The sequence below is a fragment of the Paenibacillus sp. JT31N17 genome (genome assembly GCF_056269255.1).
Map to the genome: position 1 here is coordinate 103373 of NZ_JBWDNP010000007.1, position 18606 is coordinate 121978.

Annotated in this window: 20 protein-coding genes; 6 read left to right on the forward strand and 14 right to left on the reverse strand. The window is 51.1% G+C overall.

The features are described from left to right. Positions 1–43: 43 nt before the first annotated feature. From AC0YOB_RS22090 to AC0YOB_RS22105, 4 genes are all read right to left on the reverse strand, one after another. Positions 44–520, reverse strand: a complete 477-nt coding sequence (locus AC0YOB_RS22090) for a hypothetical protein (protein ID WP_210038297.1) — start codon at positions 518–520, stop codon at positions 44–46. Between the two features lie 226 nt (positions 521–746). Continuing rightward, on the reverse strand, positions 747–2324 hold the full coding sequence (locus AC0YOB_RS22095) for a UDP-glucose--hexose-1-phosphate uridylyltransferase (RefSeq protein ID WP_475794597.1): 1578 nt from the start codon (positions 2322–2324) through the stop codon (positions 747–749). Positions 2325–2504: 180 nt separating this feature from the next. Next, positions 2505–3491 (reverse strand): UDP-glucose 4-epimerase GalE, encoded by a 987-nt coding sequence (galE, locus tag AC0YOB_RS22100; RefSeq protein WP_475794598.1) that lies wholly within the window; start codon positions 3489–3491, stop codon positions 2505–2507. Positions 3492–3582: 91 nt separating this feature from the next. After that, a complete protein-coding gene (locus AC0YOB_RS22105) occupies positions 3583–4755 on the reverse strand; it encodes a galactokinase (protein ID WP_210038294.1) in 1173 nt (390 codons plus the stop codon). 99 nt (positions 4756–4854) lie between these two features. On the opposite strand from AC0YOB_RS22105, the gene AC0YOB_RS22110 reads away from it, so the two are divergent. Together AC0YOB_RS22110 and AC0YOB_RS22115 are read left to right on the forward strand one after the other, a co-directional pair. Continuing rightward, positions 4855–5145, forward strand: coding sequence for a hypothetical protein (locus AC0YOB_RS22110; protein WP_475794599.1), 291 nt, complete (start codon positions 4855–4857; stop codon positions 5143–5145). 32 nt (positions 5146–5177) lie between these two features. Continuing rightward, positions 5178–6035: an AraC family transcriptional regulator gene (locus AC0YOB_RS22115; RefSeq protein WP_475794600.1), complete on the forward strand. Its 858-nt coding sequence runs from the start codon at positions 5178–5180 to the stop codon at positions 6033–6035. A 183-nt stretch (positions 6036–6218) separates the two neighbouring features. Here AC0YOB_RS22115 and AC0YOB_RS22120 read toward each other — a convergent pair whose 3' ends face one another. From AC0YOB_RS22120 to AC0YOB_RS22135, 4 genes are all read right to left on the reverse strand, one after another. After that, positions 6219–7304: an AI-2E family transporter gene (locus AC0YOB_RS22120; RefSeq protein ID WP_475768590.1), complete on the reverse strand. Its 1086-nt coding sequence runs from the start codon at positions 7302–7304 to the stop codon at positions 6219–6221. Positions 7305–7409: 105 nt separating this feature from the next. Next, a complete protein-coding gene (locus tag AC0YOB_RS22125) occupies positions 7410–7805 on the reverse strand; it encodes a YflT domain-containing protein (protein WP_210038291.1) in 396 nt (131 codons plus the stop codon). 41 nt (positions 7806–7846) lie between these two features. Continuing rightward, positions 7847–8008 (reverse strand): DUF1328 domain-containing protein, encoded by a 162-nt coding sequence (locus AC0YOB_RS22130; RefSeq protein ID WP_210038290.1) that lies wholly within the window; start codon positions 8006–8008, stop codon positions 7847–7849. A gap of 168 nt (positions 8009–8176) precedes the next feature. After that, positions 8177–9223: an asparaginase gene (locus tag AC0YOB_RS22135; protein ID WP_475794601.1), complete on the reverse strand. Its 1047-nt coding sequence runs from the start codon at positions 9221–9223 to the stop codon at positions 8177–8179. 234 nt (positions 9224–9457) lie between these two features. Between AC0YOB_RS22135 and AC0YOB_RS22140 the strand changes: the two genes are divergently transcribed. From AC0YOB_RS22140 to AC0YOB_RS22150, 3 genes are all read left to right on the forward strand, one after another. After that, the gene (locus AC0YOB_RS22140; protein ID WP_475794602.1) at positions 9458–9907 is read left to right on the forward strand and encodes a YtxH domain-containing protein; all 450 of its coding nucleotides are present in this window, start codon (positions 9458–9460) and stop codon (positions 9905–9907) included. After that, the gene (locus AC0YOB_RS22145; protein WP_475768586.1) at positions 9855–10085 is read left to right on the forward strand and encodes a hypothetical protein; all 231 of its coding nucleotides are present in this window, start codon (positions 9855–9857) and stop codon (positions 10083–10085) included. Before AC0YOB_RS22140 ends, AC0YOB_RS22145 begins: the two co-directional genes overlap by 53 nt. 262 nt (positions 10086–10347) lie before the next feature. Beyond that, a complete protein-coding gene (locus AC0YOB_RS22150; protein WP_475794603.1) occupies positions 10348–11577 on the forward strand; it encodes an NAD(P)/FAD-dependent oxidoreductase in 1230 nt (409 codons plus the stop codon). 67 nt (positions 11578–11644) lie between these two features. Here the strand turns inward: AC0YOB_RS22150 and cls are convergent, their stop codons facing one another. Beyond that, the gene (cls, locus tag AC0YOB_RS22155; RefSeq protein WP_475794604.1) at positions 11645–13072 is read right to left on the reverse strand and encodes a cardiolipin synthase; all 1428 of its coding nucleotides are present in this window, start codon (positions 13070–13072) and stop codon (positions 11645–11647) included. A 210-nt stretch (positions 13073–13282) separates the two neighbouring features. Between cls and AC0YOB_RS22160 the strand changes: the two genes are divergently transcribed. Continuing rightward, positions 13283–13729, forward strand: a complete 447-nt coding sequence (locus AC0YOB_RS22160; RefSeq protein WP_475794605.1) for a bactofilin family protein — start codon at positions 13283–13285, stop codon at positions 13727–13729. 100 nt (positions 13730–13829) lie between these two features. Here AC0YOB_RS22160 and AC0YOB_RS22165 read toward each other — a convergent pair whose 3' ends face one another. The 5 genes from AC0YOB_RS22165 to AC0YOB_RS22185 all read right to left on the reverse strand — a co-directional run bounded on the left by AC0YOB_RS22165 (position 13830) and on the right by AC0YOB_RS22185 (position 18429). After that, a complete protein-coding gene (locus tag AC0YOB_RS22165; protein WP_475794606.1) occupies positions 13830–14624 on the reverse strand; it encodes an ABC transporter permease in 795 nt (264 codons plus the stop codon). After that, on the reverse strand, positions 14617–15546 hold the full coding sequence (locus AC0YOB_RS22170) for an ABC transporter ATP-binding protein (protein WP_475794607.1): 930 nt from the start codon (positions 15544–15546) through the stop codon (positions 14617–14619). Before AC0YOB_RS22170 ends, AC0YOB_RS22165 begins: the two co-directional genes overlap by 8 nt. A gap of 703 nt (positions 15547–16249) precedes the next feature. Continuing rightward, entirely contained in the window at positions 16250–16711 is a 462-nt protein-coding gene (locus AC0YOB_RS22175) for a PilZ domain-containing protein (protein WP_210038281.1), read from the reverse strand. 181 nt (positions 16712–16892) lie between these two features. Beyond that, positions 16893–17399 carry a hypothetical protein gene (locus AC0YOB_RS22180; protein WP_475794608.1) on the reverse strand — a complete coding sequence of 169 codons (507 nt, stop codon included), beginning with the start codon at positions 17397–17399 and terminating at the stop codon, positions 16893–16895. A gap of 64 nt (positions 17400–17463) precedes the next feature. Further along, the gene (locus AC0YOB_RS22185; RefSeq protein WP_475794609.1) at positions 17464–18429 is read right to left on the reverse strand and encodes an LCP family glycopolymer transferase; all 966 of its coding nucleotides are present in this window, start codon (positions 18427–18429) and stop codon (positions 17464–17466) included. Between the last annotated feature and the right edge of the window lie 177 nt (positions 18430–18606).

An 18606-nucleotide genomic window follows, 5' to 3' on the forward strand; every position in this document is an offset into this window, starting at 1 on the left:
AATAAACCAAAGCCCCTACCTGGCTTCGGTTTATTTTTTATCTTTATTCCCCTCTGTCGAGCGTTTCCTCGTCCGGATGCCGGGAATCATTATCGGCTCTTGATGCTGCTTTTATCGATAAGCTGACCGTAATTTCCTTGTTCTCGCCCTTCAGAAAATGAGCCAGCCTCTCCAGCTTGTCGGCAAGCTCAGGACCGCTCAAGGTCACATTCAGCTCATACCCGAACTGATCCGCCGGCGCGGTTCTATCGATCACCGTATAGACGGGAGGGGCGTACATGTCAGACGGGGTACGCGAGTTCAGCATCTGCTCCGGTGAAAATTTGTCTGATTTGTTAACCACGCGCTCATAAATCCGCAGCTTCTTGAGAAGCATGTAATATTGAGCGGAATGCTTGAAGCCCCAGGCATCTCTGATATCCTTCAAGTTATAATCCAGCTTCCACTGCTTTAATTTCTCTACTTGCTCGTCTGTCGTCAAAGCTAAAAAGTCATCCAATGGCATTATGGATAAAGGCATAAAAAATTTCCCCCTTGTTCAGATAGATGTGCAACTAAATATATTTTCGCCATAAATATTAATTTCCCTTTATAAATTATAAAAAAATACCATATATTTTTTTATTCTCGAACCTGATAAATATCATCGGTTTCCGGATGTCTCATATAACGAAGAATAACCCGCAAGCCTCAGTTAAGGGGGCTTGCGGGTTACTTTCGGATTTTCTTACCTGCAGGAGCCCGTTTTACCGGGCGGTCAATCCAAGCGACAGCAAAAATGCAGCGAATGCGCGCTGCCCATGATCCGTCCGTTTAAACACGCCCGCGTCAATCAGCACATCCTTGAATTTTCGTCCAACCTCATCGTGCAGGAGGCTCACTGCCTGCTCATGGGTCAAGCTGGTGCCATGCTCAGCGATCAGCGCATCGACCCAATGGCTGTGCTTGTCGAGCGAGCCTGTTTCGACTGAAGCTTTATCGTATGAAACACTGCCTGTGAGCAGGCCTGTTATTTCTTCCAGCTCGGATTTGAGCCGGCCTGGAAGGATGGCGAGCCCCATAACCTCAATCAAGCCAATGTTTTCTTTCTTGATATGATGCAATTCCTGATGCGGGTGGAAAATCCCGTCGGGATACGCCTCGCTCGTTCTGTTGTTGCGCAGCACCAGATCCAGCTCATACTGGCCATTATCACGCAATCGCGCAATCGGGGTAATCGTGTTGTGCGGAATCTTCTCTCCGTTGATGTCCGAGAAAGCCAGCACATCCGCGTCCGGATCGCTGTACATTTTCCACGCATCCAATACTCGGCCGGCGGCCTGAAGAACATCCTTCTTGCTGCCGCCATGAATGCGCAGCACCGACATCGGCCAATTCACAATCCCGAAGCTCAGCCCCTCAGCCGAAGGGTCCGCAAACTCGGTCTCCACCTTCGCTGTCTCCATAGGGAATACATGCCTGCCCGCCTGAAAATGATCATGGTTCAAAATGGATCCTCCGACGATCGGCAGGTCGGCATTGGAGCCAATGAAGTAATGGGGAAACGAGTCGACAAAATCCAGCAGCCTTGCGAAGGTTTCACGCGTTATCCGCATCGGTACATGCTTGCTGTTGAAAACGATGCTGTGCTCATTGTAATAGACATATGGGGAATATTGAAAATACCATTCTTCTCCTGTGAGCTCAAGCGGGATAACCCGCAGATTCTGCCGTGCGGGATGGTCGGCGCGCCCGGCATAGCCGATATTCTCCGCGCAAAGCAGGCACTTCGGATATTTGCTTGGCGCTATGGCCTTGAGCATAGCAATTTCCTTCGGATCCTTCTCGGGCTTGGAGAGGTTGACCGTGATCTCGAGCTCGCCATATTCCGTAGTCTGCTTCCAGTATTGATTTTTGCGAATGCGGTCCATCCGGATGTAATTGGAATCGATATTCAACTGATAGAACGTATCGGTAGCCTTGAAGATGCCCTCGCTTGCCGCCTGCCGGCCGAAACGGCCAGCGGTCTCCGCCGGTCTCGACATCAGCAGTCCCATAATTCGCGCATCAAGAAGATCGCGGAAGGTGGTCGTGTTATCCGATATCAGGCCAATTGAAGCCCCGTAGCTGAGCAGCGGCTCCAGCAGCTCGAGCGCACTCTCCAGCTGTTCTTCAGGCACCTCTCCTTCATAAGCTTCGGAGAAGCCAAACAATTCAAGCAGGGCATTGCGTGAATAATAAACATCCAGAGGCTCAATAAGACCGCGCTGCCGGGCAAACTGCACCAATCGTTCAATAAGGAGAAGCGCTTCGCCGCCATCGGGTATTTGATCATATTCTGTCATTGATAATGCTCCTTTAATCTCGGTATTTTCCAGTGTAAGAAGAAACGGCACCCGCCGTATCCGGCGCTTGCAGATTACTTTCTTCCGAATCGGTAAGCAAAATATAGAAAAAAACGTTGGCATGCTTATAGTTGGAAATAAAGCACGCCCGTCGAAGGCGTGCTCCATTCCCATTTCTTCTTAATCCTGATAGCCATGCGGATTGGCCTTGTGCCAGGCCCACGCGCTGCCGATAATATCTTCAAGCTTATTGCGGATCGGATTCCAGCCAAGCTCCCTGCGTGCGCGGTCGGACGAAGCGACAAGCACAGCGGGGTCGCCCGCACGACGCGCTTCCACTACGGCCGGTATTTCCTTGCCGGTCACCTGCCTGGCAATATCGATCACCTGTTTGACAGAGAAGCCCGTACCATTACCCAGGTTGTATACTGCGCTGTCTCCACCCTTGCGAAGCTTCTCCACTGCCAATACGTGGGCGTCCGCAAGATCGCTGACATGGATGTAATCCCGCACGCAGGTGCCGTCTTCTGTTGCATAGTCTTCGCCAAAAACAGAGATATGAGGACGCTGGCCCAGCGCAACCTGGAGCACAACAGGAATCAAATGCGTCTCGGGATCATGATCCTCGCCGATTCTGCCGCTGGCATGCGCGCCGGCCGCGTTGAAATAACGGAGCGAGACGAATTTGAGCCCATGGGCGATATCGAACCATTTCATCATTTTCTCCATCGCAAGCTTCGTCTCGCCGTATGCATTGGTGGGAAGCGTACGGTCATGCTCGTCAATCGGTACGTTTTCGGGCTCCCCGTAAGTGGCTGCTGTCGACGAGAAGACAATTTTCCTGACGCCGTATTGATTCATCTTCTCCAGCAGACACAAGGTGCCGTAGACGTTATTATGATAGTATTTGCCCGGGTCCTTCATGCTTTCGCCGACAAGAGAATTGGCCGCAAAATGAATGACTGCATCGATCTGATTTTCCTTGAATACCGTATCCATAAAATCCGCATCGCGCAGGTCGCCTGCGTACAGCTTGCCGCCGAGCAAAGACTCCTTATGTCCCTGCTGCAGATTGTCCACAATTACAATTTCCTCGCCGCGTTCCTGCAGTGCCGCCACCGCATGGGAGCCGATGTAACCCGCTCCTCCTGTAACTAAAACTGCCATGATGTGCCCTCCTCTAAAAAATTTTGTGACGAAGGAGCTGGACTGCGCTTCTTCGCAAACATGCCTTTTGCTATGGGAAGGCCATGGGGGATCAGCTCAACTGCTCCACGCCATTGCCGATTTTGCACACATAGAAGTCCGCTTCCAGCCCGGTCGCAGCCGTGTATTGGCGGCTAACCTCCGCCTTGAACCGCTCGATGCTGTCCTCGTGCACCAGGGAGACGGTGCAGCCTCCGAAGCCAGCGCCAGTCATCCGCGAGCCAAGAACGCCAGGAACAGTGCGCGCGGCAGCCACCATGGCGTCCAGTTCTTCGCCTGTCACTTCATACAGATCGCGAAGCGAATCATGCGATTGATTCATCAGCTGACCGAATGCTGCAAGGTCATTATTCTTCAGAACGGTAATGGAGCGGATAACGCGGTCGATCTCCTCCACGACATGCTGAGCCCTGCGCCGTACCGTGTCGTCCTCAATCAGATGCTTGGTGCGGTTGAAATCCTCAAGCGAAATTTGGCCGAGAAGCGTAAGTTCCGGAAAAGCGGTCCGTAAGTCCTGCACCGCCTGCTCGCACTGGCTGCGGCGCTCATTATATTTGGAATCGACCAGTCCCCGGCGTTTGTTCGTGTTGCCGATAACGAGCCGGTAGCTTCCGGAATCGAAAGGAACCAGATCATATTCAAGGGTGTCGCACATCAGCAGGATCGCATGATCCTTCTTCCCGTTGGCGACGGCGAACTGATCCATAATTCCGCATTGGACACCATTGAATTCATTTTCGGATTTTTGCGCCAGAAGGGCGATTTTCACCGTATCGACCGGGTAGCCTCCCATAGTCAACAGCGCAAACGCCGTCACGACTTCGATCGAGGCTGATGAGGACAAGCCTGCACCGTTCGGGATTTCACCATGGAACAGCAGGTCAAAGCCTGTCTCGAACGTCCTGCCCTGCTGCTGCAGCTCATGGACGATCCCCTTGGGATAATTCATCCAGTCGTCCGCCTCGTCATAGACAATCGGCTCGATCGGCAGATGCTTGTGGTCGGGAAAATTCGTTGTCGCAAGGCCGAGCAGCTTGTCGCTGCGCTTGCGGATCAGCAGCGTTGTGCCGAAGGTCAGCGCCGCCGGAAACACGTAGCCTCCATTATAGTCGGTATGCTCGCCAATAAGGTTAACCCGTCCCGGCGCATGAAAAATGTGAATGCTCTCAGCCGAATCCTTGTATAATTCCAGAAATCGTTGTGTCAGCTCTTGAAGGTCAGCCATTATCACACCACTTTCCTTTGCAAGTTTGTTTTTAGGATTTGTATAGGAACAGTATAACGGAATGTGCCGTTGAACAAAATGGCTTGATGTGAAGTAAGCATGGAGAAATGTGACTTTGTTGCGGAATTGCCAAACACGGTATGTATTCCGGCGGTATCGGCATCGGGCTTGACGAACCCTGCCTTTGTCACTCGAATCGCCTATCGCCTTCTATATTTATTCTCCCCCATCTATATTCCCTCTGCTGCCGCCAATCCCTTCGGAAATTGGTGCGTTAACGAATATTTTACTTGTCTTTGGGGGATTTTCGGTAAGGACCGTCGAATTAATCATCACCGCAATTATCGGTTGGAAGAAACGCCGCTGAAGATATTCGCATTTTTAGCTTGATTATATCTGCTACAATCGGGAGGTTGCCATAAATGGCGCGACAAGTGAGTTACACCGTTGTCTCCAATCCGGTGCCAAGCGAGCAAAGTGAATTGTATGTGCTGTTTGCCGGAGAAAGCCAGACCAAGTCCGCTCACCGCATCGGGCCGAAGGTGTACAGCTTTTATCTTATGCATCATGTATTGTCAGGGTCGGGTACCTTTCATTGCGCAGGCGGCATATTTGAAATCAGGCAGGGACAAACCTTCCTCATTCCCCCGGAGCAGCTCATCAGCTATGAGGCAAGCGAGCAGGATCCATGGCGGTACCGGTGGATTGCCTTTAATGGCGGGCAGGCGGCGGAGCTTGCGGAGTCGGCTGGGCTGACCATTGCCCGGCCGGTTATCGATACGGGGGCAAACAAGCGCATTGGCGTATTGTTCCGCAGCATGGACCGGACCTTCCGCCAGGGCGGGGGTGCGGCTCATTTGCGTTCTATCGGCTACCTGCATCTGTTATTCGCGGAATTCAGCACTGCCGCAGATCTGCTCCACGACCGGCAGGCAGGCTCCGCTCATGAGAGCGAATCGATTACCCAGCAGCTGATCCGTTATTTATCCGCACAATACGCCGAGCCGGTCTCGATCCAGCGGATGGCCGAGACGATGGGGTATAATCGGGCTTATCTGTCACGCGTATTCAAACAGCATACCGGCATGACCCCCGTTACGTTCCTGCTCAAGCTTCGGCTGGATAAAGCGCGCCAGCTGCTGCGAGAGCGGCAGGAGCTGACGACCCAGCAGATCGCCGCTTCCGTCGGCCTTCAGGACCCGCTTTATTTCTCCAAGCAGTTCCGCCGCTTCTACGGGCTCTCGCCCAGCGCATACCGCGAGGAGATGCGCCGGGTTTAGGGCTGCCCGGACAATAATCAGGATTCAAGGAGCTGACCGGTTCTTGATCAGGAACTACCTCCGATATCCGGAGTCGGATTTGACTTTCATTGTGGAAGCAGCGGAGTTAACAGAGCCGGAGTTTATTTCCAGCAAGGAGAGACGAGTGAGGAGCCGGGGAATCCGGGTAAATTATTCCCTCTGCTACTCTACAAGCTCCTCGACTTTTTCCGCAAAAAACAGCCGGTAGACGCGCACCACAATGATTTTCACCACCATATACAGCGGGATAGCGAGAATGGCGCCAAGTATGCCTGATATTTCCACCGCCACGAGCAGGATGACAATGGTCGTTAACGGATGCATATCCAGCCTTCTTCCGTAAATATGCGGAGACAGGAGATTCCCTTCGACCTGCTGCGCGATCAGAACGACAATCAGCACCCAGACGACCATCATCGGCGAATCGGTGAGTGCGACCATCACGCAGGGGACAAGCCCGAGTATTGGTCCGATGTAGGGGATGATATTGAGAATGGTGGCGATGATCGCGATCAGCAGGGAATAGGGCAGCCCGATGAGCAGAAAGCCGATATACATCATAATGCCCAGCAGGAAGGTTATAATCATCCGTCCCACGATGAATCCGCTAAGTGCGGCATCTATTTCGTCAAGCACTTCTCTTCCGTCGCGGCTGTACCGTCCCGGCACCAGATGAAGAACCGATCGGGGTATCGCTTCGCTCTCCTTGAGCATGTAATACAAAATAATCGGAGCGGTCGCAACGACAACAACGAAATTGGTAATAAACGCGATGATGTCGGTCACATAGTTGGACGCCGTCGTAATCGCTTCGTTCAGATAATCCGAAATCCGGGTCGACATGTCGGTCTGGCTGTTCGAGCTGACCAGCAAGACGATGCGGTTCTGCTGCCACCGGGAGATCTGCTCCTTCAGCCCCTCGATGAGCCTGGGCGTACTCTCGATGAAAGTGTTGATCTGAAGCACGAGCGTCGGCCAAACGACCAGCCATACCAGGACCAGAACCACTGTCAACCCCAAGTAAACAAGCAAAATCGCCAGGATTTTACTCATCCGCCGATCCGCCAAATAATGAACGATTGGCCGGAGCAAATAATAGAAGAAGCCGGCAAGCATGAAAGGGACTATCAGAATATTGACCATTTTAATCAAGGGTATGAAAATAAAGCTGTCCACCGCGATCAAATAAATGATGATCAGCAGCGCAATCGTACCCAAACAAAATCGAAAAAACCGGCTTTGCAGCATGCCGTCGCTTCCCCCCGCGTTCTTATTATGTATGAAAAAGTAGACCGTTCTCCTTGCGAACGGTCTACTGCAATTTGTATATCTCAAAAGCTATGAAGCTTGAAGTCAGATCAAGAGCGGCGGAAAATAAACGATATTGGGATCGTAATCATTATCGTCGTACTGGTTGCCGCCCCATGCGATAACCACAATCCGGTCGTTGTCCATCTCCTCTTCCAGCCGTTCCGCTTCTTCTTTGCTGATTCCCATAGACCGCAGCTTGGCCCGAAGCTCCGCTCCGCGCGAGCGAAAAATATTGGCAAAGGCTGTATCCAGCCCTTCCTCTGCAACGCCGATCTCGTCCGCATCGGTAGATGCCGCAATCCGTTTGTTCCGCTCCTTGTCATGAGTCAGCACGTAGAGATGATCCTTGTCGTAACCACGCGTTTTGTAGCGTTCCAATTGTTCCCTCGCCTGCTGGATATTGTCGACTGTATGAACGTTAGTCACTTGAATCTCCATCGTTCATTCCTCCTTTTTCAAAAATGACAAGTATTATACGGTTAAGCTCTTCTTCTTCCGAAAATAAGCGATACAACAAACAAAATCAGAAATACGATGAAAAGGACTTTAGCGATACTCGCAGCAGCTGCTGCCAGTGTAAAGAATCCAAGTATACCTGCGACAACAGCGATAATGAAGCAAAGAACAGCCCATCCTAACATTGACACTCACCCTTTCTATTCAAAGTGGAATTTGTTATCCCGTCTTCCTATCATGCTTATAAACCAATCCTTTCGGGCATGAAACTTGGCAGGAATATCCACACTTCCGAATAGACCAAGGCAAATCCAGCTGCGGAATCATCGCTTTATGCATCTTCCAGGATCCCTTTAATGAAACTTCAGGCGCAGACTTGACTCCCGGTGTCCAATCAACTGACCTGCATCATTATACAAATCTGCCGAAAAATGCTGGTTTATCCGCTCCGACAAATCCGCTCCCACATGGAGCTTCTCCAAAACAGAACAGATAATCCCAGGCTGTGAGGCCTCCCCTCCATCCGCCAGCTTCAGCGCTACAGCAATTCCTTGCTGGCGCATGCCGAATACGAATAAGCCCTGGGCTCCGCTTTTGGCAATAACCGTCCCGTCGGCGAGCATAATGCTGGCAAGCCGCCCCTCTCCTTCAACCAGGTCGGGCCAGGCATTCATGGCAATCGTAATCCGGTCCGCCGCTGATTTGGTTTCATCGTCCGCCCCGTCCGGGGACTGGGCAGCGAGCCGTGTATACATAAGTGCAAGCCGCCATAAAGGCATAGCGAAGACGGGCAGGCCGCAGCCGTCAACCGCTCGCCCGACCTCTGCAGCCGGCAGATCGGCCATCGCTGCAATGGTCTGCAGCAGCTCCTGCTGCAGCGGGTGCTCCGGATCCGTATAGGATTCCATTGGCCAGCCCCGCAGCTTGCACATGGCAAGCAGGCCGATATGCTTGCCGGCGCATACATGATACAGCTTCCGGGGCAGACCGCCCTTCCTCGCCCATTCATCACGGGTTCGGGGATCTGCAGGTTTGGCTTCGTCAAATACCAGATCAGCTTCCTTGATCCCGGTAAGCTTCAGCATTTGTTCCAGCACGGCTATATGTTCGGGAGAACCGCGATGGGACGACGTCATCAGAGCAAGCGCTCTTGTGTCAAAGCCGAATTTCTCCATGACACCCGCCCGTACGGAAGGAATCGCCTGTATAGGCTTGGCGGTGGAGCGGATAAAGGTCCATATATCCGGATCTCCGGCATGCGCCATGATTTTGCCGTCCATGGATACGACAACGACATGTCCGCTGTAAATATCTTCTGCCCGGTCACCCCGTATGGTTACCTCCAGCGGTTCGCCCAAACCCTGAATGGCCATCTGTTCCGTATTCGGTTTATCTGACATTCAATCTCGCACCATCCTTTTTTGCGGCTGTTTTTCATAATCTATAAGAACGTTTAGTACGGTTGGAAATAATGAAGCACATGCTGTCTATAGATACGTTCCCTTATTTTTGGAAAATTATTCATCATCAGGGCAATCGTTTCAAACATCAATCAGTGGTTTATAAGTAGACAAGAAGATAATGGGTGTTACTCGCATCTATTAATTTATGTAAAACGAAGGAGTTGACTTCAAATGGAAAACACGGTTACAAAACAAACGGGTGGAAGTTTGGTCAAAGGCATACTCATCGGCGGTGCCGTTGGTGCCGCAGCTGCTGTGTTATTAACGCCTAAAACAGGTAAAGATATGCGTGAGACAATCCGCCGCAAGTCATCCGAGATTTCGGGCGCCGCCCGGGATCATGCGGTCAACATTGCCGGAGCTACCCGCGACACTGCAGTCAGTCTGGCAGAAGCTGCGCGTGACCGGGCAGCCGCCCTGGCAGACCAGGCGAAGGATAAGGCAAGCGATGTGACCATGCGTGTGAACGAGCTTGGCAAAACCACCGCCGATAAAGTGGCGAATGCCGCCGAATCAACGGCTAATGTGTTTCAATCCATGAAAAAAGAAGAAGAGGGAGCGAAACCAAATGGAACATCAACCGGACCAAACGGAGCTGCCCAAGACCGGAGCCAGCCCTGACTCACCCCTTTCCGCCGGTCAGGCGGGCCGCAAATCGGAACCGATCGAGAATGCCCATAACGGGTCGATGGTTCAGGATGAGCAGGATATGAAGCGACTGGGCAATGACATGAAAGGGATGAAGACGAACAGCCAGCTTGAAGAAGAGGGCCTCGTCCCCGATCCCATACAGGAGTAGTCAAAAAGTAACGGCTGCCGCTGTCCTTTTGGCGGCGCAGCAAGTTTCTTCCCTTAGAAATATAAGTTAAGTATAGAGACATATTATACTTCTTATATTTCAGAAGAAACGCCTGCCCGCCGTCCTTTTGGCGGCAAAGTCAGTTGCTTCAAGAAGGAGGGGAATCCCCTCCTTTTTTGCTGCGGACATCCGCTTTTCACCGTGCTCAATCTATGATACATGAACCGGAATTTGGACATAATAGACCTCAGGAGGAATGTGGATGAAAGACTTGTACAATGGCCGGCTTTATTGGCTTGAAACGATGAACGATATTCGCCGCTATCCGTCTCTGACGGCCAACAAACGCACCTCGGTCGCGATTGTTGGCGGCGGTATGTCTGGCAGTATTTGCGGCTACGTCCTTGCCCAAAGCGGAATTGACGTCTGCATGGTGGAGCGGGGAGATATTGCCGGAGGCAGCACAGCCGCAAATACCGGCATATTGCAGTTCTGCAATGATGTGATGCTTTCGGAGCTCATCGGGCAGATCGGCCGGCAGGATGCCGTGCTGTTCTACAAGGCTTGCCGCGATGCTGTTGTACATATCGGAGAAATCGCCGCCAAGCTTGGAAAGGAAGTGGGCTTTATTCCCCGCAGCAGTCTCTATTATGCCAGCACAGAGCAGGATGTTCCCAAGCTGCGCAAGGAATTTGAGGCACTGCAAGGCAGCGGCTTCGATGTGGAATTCTGGACTGGCGAGGAAATCAGCACCCATTACCCATTCCATAAACCCGCTGCGATCATCACCCGTGGCGATGCCGAAATCAACCCTTACGGGTTCGTTCACGCCCTGGCCGACGCTGCCGCAGCCGCGGGGGCATCTATTCATGAACATACCGATATTGTGGATCATGCCGCTGCCGGGGAAGGCATTCAGCGTCTGACAACCTCAACCGGCATTGTACTGGAGGCGGAGCATGTTATCTATGCGGTCGGCTATGAGCCTGAGGAGTTGCGCGGCCAGCTCGTCAAAGCAGATGTTAACCGCACCTACGCCCTGGCAACGGAGCCTCAGCCCGACCTCTCGGCCTGGAAGGATAATATCTTGATCTGGGAAACGGCCCGCCCTTATTTCTATATGCGAACAACCGCGGAAGGAAGAGTTATCGCCGGAGGCCAGGACGAGGAAAACCCAAAACCGCTCCACAGCGAGAGCGAGCGCCGCAAGCGTACGGACAAACTGTACGATCGGATCAAGGAGCATTTTCCTTCGTTTACAGGCAGGCTGGAATATGACTGGACGGCTGTCTTTGGCGAATCTAGAGACAATCTGCCCTTTATCGGCGAAGATCCCAAATGGCCCCGGGTCTATTATTGTCTGGGCTATGGCGGCAACGGAACGGTCTACAGCATGCTTGCCGCGAATCTGCTGCTGAACCTGATCCGTGGAGAAGAACATCCGATCAGCCATATTGTTCGTCTGGACCGCCCTTCGCTGGAAAGTGTCTGACCACAAAGTTCTTTGCAAAAAGCCGTTCTGCTCTAGCCCGCGGGGGCTTGATCGGAACGGCCTTTTCTTATAACAGCGGGGATAACATACGGGCTACCACCTCACTGCCCTTGCGCCATATGGAGCGCTGCTGAAAGTTTGAGAGATGAATCTCTTCGCTGTCTTCCATATCCGTCATATAATCCGTTTCCAGACGTTTAATAATTTTCTCGTCAAACAGCAGGCCATTCAATTCAAAATTGCTGAAGAAGCTGCGCATGTCCATATTCGCCGATCCGACAGAAGCCATAAAGTCGTCTACAATCAGCACTTTGGCATGAATGAAGCCCTTCTTGTAGCGGTAAATCCGTACTCCGGCCGCCAGCATCTCGGACACATACGAGAGGGAAGCGAAGAGAACCAGCTTGGAATCACTGACACCCGGAATGATGATTCGCACGTCGACTCCGCTGAGCGCAGCCGTCCGCAGCCCCATCAGCACGCTGTGATCCGGTATGAAATAGGGGGTCGTAATGTAAATCCTCGTCTTCGCTACCGATACGGCGGCAAAGACACATTCCAGAATAGCGTCTTCACTGCTGTCCGGACCGCTGGAGATGATCTGCACCTGCTCCGTCCCCTTGCAGTTATGCTCCGGCAAATAAGCGGAATCAGCCAGACGCTGCCTGGAAGTGAACCACCAATCCCGCATGAATACATCCTGAAGAAAATATACGGCATCGCCTCTGATCTGCATATGCGTATCGCGCCAAAATCCGAGCCTCAGATTGCCGCCCAAATATTCGTCTCCGATATTGATCCCGCCGAAGAAACCCGTAAGCCCGTCGACCACAACAATTTTTCGGTGATTGCGGTAATTCATCCGTTTCTCGAAAAACGCCAGCCGCGGTGTGAGAAAACAGCGGGTCTCTACCCCCGCCTGTTCAAGCTCCTGCAAATACCGCCCTCCGAGCTCAAGACTCCCCACGCCGTCATAGATGATCCTTACCTCTACGCCCTGCCTCGCCTTGCGGATCAGAATTTCCTTCAGGCGCCGGCCAATGCCATCATCGCGAATCGTATAAAATTCCACATGTATATGATGTCTGGCCTGCTCGATGGCTGCCATAATCGCTTCATAAGCAGCATCCGCATTCGTCAAAACCTGCGTTTCATTACAGCTTGTAATCGGGGACAAGCTCATGCTCTGCAGCAATCGGAACAGGCGCTCCTGATGCATGAACTCCTTATTCTTCATATCTCCCGGACGATGAACGATTTGGCAGCGCATTAATGCCTGCAGTCTTATTTCCTCCGCAATAACGCCTCTCTTGCGCACGGTCCGCCGCCGCTGATATTCTTTGGCTACAAAATAATACATAACAAACCCGATGATAGGCAAAATAAATAATATGAGCAGCCAGGCTATTGTTTTGGAAGGCCGGCGAAATTCCACGATCAGAATAGTCGCAATCTGGAAAATGAAAATAAGAAGTGCAACTACAACCCAAATCATAACTTTCCCCCTGATTTTCTGCTCTTGGCAGATATAGCTTTAGCTTACGCCGCTGGCTGTATACGTTCTTTACAGGCATGTTTTCATGCTTCCGGGAATAAATAAGCTATAGGAACGTTCTAGAAAGCATCATGAATCGACGCCATACTAGACGAAACCCCAGGCAAACGTTCAAATCAGCTGCATGGGGTGAGGGAGGATGGACCGGCCATGTTTAAGGAAAACAAAAAGACGACCGCAACCGATACCCTGATCGGACAAGGAACCTTGATCGAAGGAACCTTGGCCAGCGAGGCCAGCATTCGCATCGAAGGCGAATACCGGGGTGACATCGAGTGCAAGGCCGACATCATTATCGGGGAATGCGGCTTAGCCAGATCGAATATCTCGGCAAAGGATGTTGTTGTAGCCGGCAAAGTGATAGGAGATGTCACAGCAGGAGGCCGGCTGACCATCACCTCTTCCGGTTCGGTGCAGGGAAGCATCCAAGCCTATTCGCTCCTTATCCAAGACGGCGGCATCTTCAGCGGAACCTGCCTTATGGAGCCGGAAAAGGAACGGTCAACACCCAACCAGGCACTCCGTTCAGCCGAGGCTGATGCGGCCGCGGCCATCAAAGAACAGCAAGCCAAGGAGAAGGCCCGTCAAGCCGGCTGACCTCTCCTGAAGGCGGCAAGAAGCCCCGCTTCCGGCAAGACGGACAGCGGGGCTTCTTATTGGATGTTTTGCCGCCATAGATCGGCTATAGGAGGCCTGTCTATGCAGCTACATCTCTTTTGTTGAATGTCAGCCAGGTGAGCGCCATAAACACGATATAGTAGATGGCCAGAACGCCCAGCGAGAAGCCCAGCGACATACCCTCGGCATTGGGTCCGCTATTGATATACTGCGTCAGATTCATATGCTGGAACAAAATGTAATCGACCCATTTATAATCCAGCATACCCAGCAGCGCGCTGATCGAAGCGCCTCCGAGAAGCACGAACAAGGAAAGGCCGATCGCAAGGCCCCCGCTGCGAAATACGGTGGAAATCATAAACGACAATGTGACGGTAATGATCAGTGATCCAAATTTGGCCACATAATACAGCAGCATGTAAGCAAACGGTGAAATATCCCTGTTGATCCCGAAAAGAGCCTCGGAGGACTGCGAGGTGTCGTTGCCGAACAACAGAAGATTCAACACCAGCGACAGCACGAACAGGAAAACCGCCATAAACAAACCGAACAGCAGCAGGCTGATATACTTGGAGAGCAAAATTTTGGAGCGGCTCCAGGGACGGATCAGCAGCAGCTTGATCGTACCGCTCGTAAATTCCCCCGCGACGCTATCCGCAGAAACAACGACCGTGAACAGCGTAACGAACATGAAAAGCACATCGGATTCAATCAGAGTCATCGACCAGTTGCCGGGATCACCGTCGCCAACGAATTTTGCGATCACCGATATGGCAACCAGCACGACCGCAATGATGCCGAACATGATCCATGTCCGCATCCGGCGGTAAATTTTCATATTCTCGTTGCTGACCAGCTGTAAGAAGTTAAACAACGCTTTCGCCTCCTGTCATTTCGAGGAATTGCTCTTCCAGCGACTTGTTCAGGACACGAATTCCGTATACATTATGCCCCGCCGATACCAAAGCGGCATTGATCCGGGCAATGGATTCCCTGTCGGCATTTACAAGCACGGCACCCTGTTCAAGCATCGCACCGTTATCCGCAAGCAGTTTGACCGCGTCATCGGGACGGTCCACGTCGAACAATACTCGATTCAGGTCGCTGGCCAGCGGCACCCCTTGGCGGATGCTTCGTACATCAATCAGCTTGCCCGCTTGAATAATGGCGACACGGTCGCACATCAATTCCATCTCGCTGAGCAGATGACTGGAGACGAATACCGTAATGCCCTCATCTTTGGCCAGCTTGCGCAAATAATCGCGAAGCTCGCGGATACCTGCAGGATCCAGACCATTAGTAGGCTCGTCCAGAATCAGCAGGGACGGCTTATGCATAATTGCCTGGGCAACGCCCAGACGCTGGCGCATCCCGAGAGAGTAGGTTTTCACCTTATCGTGAATACGGGCTGTAAGGCCCACCAATTCTACAACCTCATCGATGCGCTGCCGGGTAATACCGGGAACCATGCGTGAATAATGCAGCAGGTTCTGGAAACCTGTCAAATATTTATACATCTCCGGGTTCTCTACAATGGCGCCGACATGGCGGATGGCCTTCTCGAAATCGGTCCGAACACTATGACCGCGAATGATCACATCGCCGTCCGTCATCGCCATGAGTCCAACCATCATGCGGATGGTTGTTGTTTTACCGGAGCCGTTGGGCCCCAGAAAGCCAAAGACCTCCGCCGGAGGCAGATCAAGCGTCACATGATCGATGATGGTTCTGCGTCCAATGACCTTGGTTACATTCTTGAGTTGAACGACGGGATCGTTCGGTGTTGGGTTTACCATCTTTTTCCTCCTGTTCACATGAAGCACGAGCTGAAGATGCCTCACATCCCTCTCATTATACTGAACGAAGGAAACGATTGGAAGTTAAGATTAAAGGAAAAAAATAAATGCCTTCCCCGTCAGCGGTACCCCGCGCCCAGGAAAAGGCATGAAAGCTTCATTGAAATTATAAGGAGACTGCCCAGGAAAAAGGAACTTCCGGCGAGCCGACCGGTTTTTGAAACTCCGGTACATGAGCGTGAACGGGGATATGCAGGATAGAGGCAACCTCTTCTCCATGAATAGAATGGGGGATTTCCACAAGTGCTGCGGCGTTTGAACTCTCTTCTTCCTTATAACAGGCTTTACAGCAGCCCAATGGATGCACATTACGAAAGAATCCTGTCCGAAAGATCATATGTGCTTCCTCGCACGAGTACATAACCTCACAGCTTACACAACAAAATGTGTTCCTTGTTTGCATAAATCCATCTCCTTTTCAAACCCCTATATTATACTTTATGTAGCAAAAATCATTTTTATGTTACATAACGTATCTTATTTTTAGTTCAGATTATGACAAATTCTTCTTTTTGTCAATATTAGCAGGATTTACTCTGGCGGATATTGTCGTGTATGCGTTTTCAAAAAGAGGTAATCATGCCTGTCCAAATCGAGCCCAAAAGGGGAACGAAAAGCCATTTGGCTTCCCGCTCCCTTCAATCTAGCTTTTAAGATCTACCATTAAGCCCAGCTGCTCCTTATCCTCGCTCAAGCGGGTATACATTTCATATATCCGGCTTCCATGGGGATTGTGGTCGTTCAATTTCCAGGAAATCGCACGAATCAGCGCACGGCGCATTTTGGGATCAGGCTGAAAGAAAGAACCATACATGTACTGATTCTCTTCCCGTCCTCTCCATACTACATTTCCATATATATTAAACTCCCATTCATTCAGCTTGATATTGAAACGGATCGTGTAGTCCCCGCTGACCGGAAAGCGAAGATGCGTTTGAAAACGCAGACCTGTAGGGCTGATATCCTTCAACATCACCGGGATGCCTCTTGATTCGAGCTTGTTTCCCTGTACACCAGCAATGAATACGCTTACCTGAATCCCTTCACGAATCCGCATCCGCATATGCTGCCTGTTCCGGGCAGCCGGTTTATTAACTGTTATCATCCTTTTCACCTTCCTGTTCGGGGGAATGGCGTTCTTATGGTCACGATACATTATGTATCTAGGAAGTTAAAAATATGGGCTCTCTTTCCGGCAATTTGGATCGCTGGCGTTCCCTCTTTCCAATTGCCAAAAACAAAGCCCTCACCCATAATTTATGATACATTAAGTATCAAGTCAATAGCTAATGTGAATTATTTGTGTCCATATCTTTCCGGTACGACCACAACAAGGTCCATTGCCCCGAATGATAGGCGGCATAAGTCGGCTGAACGATTTGGAAATTGCCATAGGGACTGTGAAAAACCTCGGTAACGACAATCTCGTATACCTCGGCAATTGGCTCCGCATCCTCGCTCATTCTCCAGTCTGTTATATGCTTCGGAGTGCCGGTATGAAACTCAAAGGTTTTTACGCCAAAATCCTGCAAAATGATATGCGCCCGTTTCTGGATGTACTCCGATTTGGCAAAGCGCTGCTGCATGAAAGGATGGAACAGCTCCCAAGCGCTCCCGAAGTCGCCTACCTGCTCATATTTATAGAACTGCTCCACCGCGTCAAGCGCATTGCTCTCTTCGCTTGGCGAGAACATCCGGGCGCTGTTGATCCAGGTCATCCATGCCACGATTATGATCAGGCCGCCCAGCACCAGCTTGAATGCCAGTGGGCCGGTCTTGCGCTTTCCTCGCATTCTTCCATAACCCCCTGTCCCATAAAGCTTATACACTTTATGAGACAAGTACCGCTTTTATACATCATTTGGCCGCTGTCAGCGGAGCTGAAGCGGAACCCGCCTGCAGATGATCCTTGATGACCTGATGAATCCGGTTCTTCTCCGCATCCGAGATGATGTAATACCAGATGCCATCAATCGTTTCGCCCTTGCCCTTGATCTCTACAGAATCGATTTTATCAATATTGGGACGGTAATCCGTTATAAATGTTTTCATTTCCTCGAAGGTAATATTGCTCTTCACGCTGTCGCCCACCTCATTCAGCAAACCCTGCACCTTGACGATATTGGACAGGCTGAGCGAGCTTTTCATACCTTCGATCAATATTTCCCGCTGCCTTGCATTCCGGCCGAGGTCGCCTCTGGGGTCATCATACCGCATCCTGGAGTAGAGCAGCGCTTCCTGGCCGTTCAGTGACAGCTGGCCTTTGGCAAACTCATGCCCCTGCATGTTGAAGGAATAGGGATTATTGACCGTTACTCCCCCCACCTGGTCAATCAGTCTCTCGAACCCTTCCATATTCACCTTCATATAGTAATCGATCGGATAATCAAGAAAATTTTCCACCGTTTGAATGGCCATATCCACACCTCCAAAGGCGTAGGCATGATTGATCTTATCTACCGTCCCGTGTCCGACAATCTCCGTTCTCGTATCGCGGGGAATGTTGAACATGAGGATCGAGTGCTTCGACGGATTCACCGTAAGTACTATCATCGCATCCGAACGGCCCTTGTCATTCTCCCGCTGGTCCACACCCATTACAAGGACATTGAAAGCATCGAGATTATCAAATACAGGCACGATATCGTTCTTGATATCAGGATCCTTGCTGACATAGACCGGTTTATTCGGTTTTTCATAGATCTTGTCTGCAACCTGATGAACGGAGTGATAGAGATACCAGACGAACCCCCCTCCAATTAACAAAATAGCAAGCACCGAGCTCCCGGTCCAAATCAACATTTTCCTGGTTCGACGTTTCATAGATACACCGCATTTCTCATGGATAAATGAATTCCCCTTGAAACCATAGTTCAAATGACTTAGAGGACTGTTCATCCTTATGTATTATGATACGAATTGTATCACATATATTTCGCATTGTAAAAATCCTTTTTAGCGCCGGCATGGAACCTCAGGTCCGGGTCCTCACACTGATTA

Excerpts from the sequence above, each read along its gene's own strand:
- AC0YOB_RS22090 (WP_210038297.1), bottom strand. The coding sequence starts at position 520 with ATGCCTTTATCCATAATGCCATTGGATGACTTTTTAGCTTTGACGACA.
- AC0YOB_RS22095 (WP_475794597.1), bottom strand. The coding sequence starts at position 2,324 with ATGACAGAATATGATCAAATACCCGATGGCGGCGAAGCGCTTCTCCTT.
- galE (WP_475794598.1), bottom strand. The coding sequence starts at position 3,491 with ATGGCAGTTTTAGTTACAGGAGGAGCGGGTTACATCGGCTCCCATGCG.
- AC0YOB_RS22105 (WP_210038294.1), bottom strand. The coding sequence starts at position 4,755 with ATGGCTGACCTTCAAGAGCTGACACAACGATTTCTGGAATTATACAAG.
- AC0YOB_RS22110 (WP_475794599.1), top strand. The coding sequence starts at position 4,855 with ATGGAGAAATGTGACTTTGTTGCGGAATTGCCAAACACGGTATGTATT.
- AC0YOB_RS22115 (WP_475794600.1), top strand. The coding sequence starts at position 5,178 with ATGGCGCGACAAGTGAGTTACACCGTTGTCTCCAATCCGGTGCCAAGC.
- AC0YOB_RS22120 (WP_475768590.1), bottom strand. The coding sequence starts at position 7,304 with ATGCTGCAAAGCCGGTTTTTTCGATTTTGTTTGGGTACGATTGCGCTG.
- AC0YOB_RS22125 (WP_210038291.1), bottom strand. The coding sequence starts at position 7,805 with ATGGAGATTCAAGTGACTAACGTTCATACAGTCGACAATATCCAGCAG.
- AC0YOB_RS22130 (WP_210038290.1), bottom strand. The coding sequence starts at position 8,008 with ATGTTAGGATGGGCTGTTCTTTGCTTCATTATCGCTGTTGTCGCAGGT.
- AC0YOB_RS22135 (WP_475794601.1), bottom strand. The coding sequence starts at position 9,223 with ATGTCAGATAAACCGAATACGGAACAGATGGCCATTCAGGGTTTGGGC.
- AC0YOB_RS22140 (WP_475794602.1), top strand. The coding sequence starts at position 9,458 with ATGGAAAACACGGTTACAAAACAAACGGGTGGAAGTTTGGTCAAAGGC.
- AC0YOB_RS22145 (WP_475768586.1), top strand. The coding sequence starts at position 9,855 with ATGGAACATCAACCGGACCAAACGGAGCTGCCCAAGACCGGAGCCAGC.
- AC0YOB_RS22150 (WP_475794603.1), top strand. The coding sequence starts at position 10,348 with ATGAAAGACTTGTACAATGGCCGGCTTTATTGGCTTGAAACGATGAAC.
- cls (WP_475794604.1), bottom strand. The coding sequence starts at position 13,072 with ATGATTTGGGTTGTAGTTGCACTTCTTATTTTCATTTTCCAGATTGCG.
- AC0YOB_RS22160 (WP_475794605.1), top strand. The coding sequence starts at position 13,283 with ATGTTTAAGGAAAACAAAAAGACGACCGCAACCGATACCCTGATCGGA.
- AC0YOB_RS22170 (WP_475794607.1), bottom strand. The coding sequence starts at position 15,546 with ATGGTAAACCCAACACCGAACGATCCCGTCGTTCAACTCAAGAATGTA.
- AC0YOB_RS22175 (WP_210038281.1), bottom strand. The coding sequence starts at position 16,711 with ATGATAACAGTTAATAAACCGGCTGCCCGGAACAGGCAGCATATGCGG.
- AC0YOB_RS22180 (WP_475794608.1), bottom strand. The coding sequence starts at position 17,399 with ATGCGAGGAAAGCGCAAGACCGGCCCACTGGCATTCAAGCTGGTGCTG.
- AC0YOB_RS22185 (WP_475794609.1), bottom strand. The coding sequence starts at position 18,429 with ATGAAACGTCGAACCAGGAAAATGTTGATTTGGACCGGGAGCTCGGTG.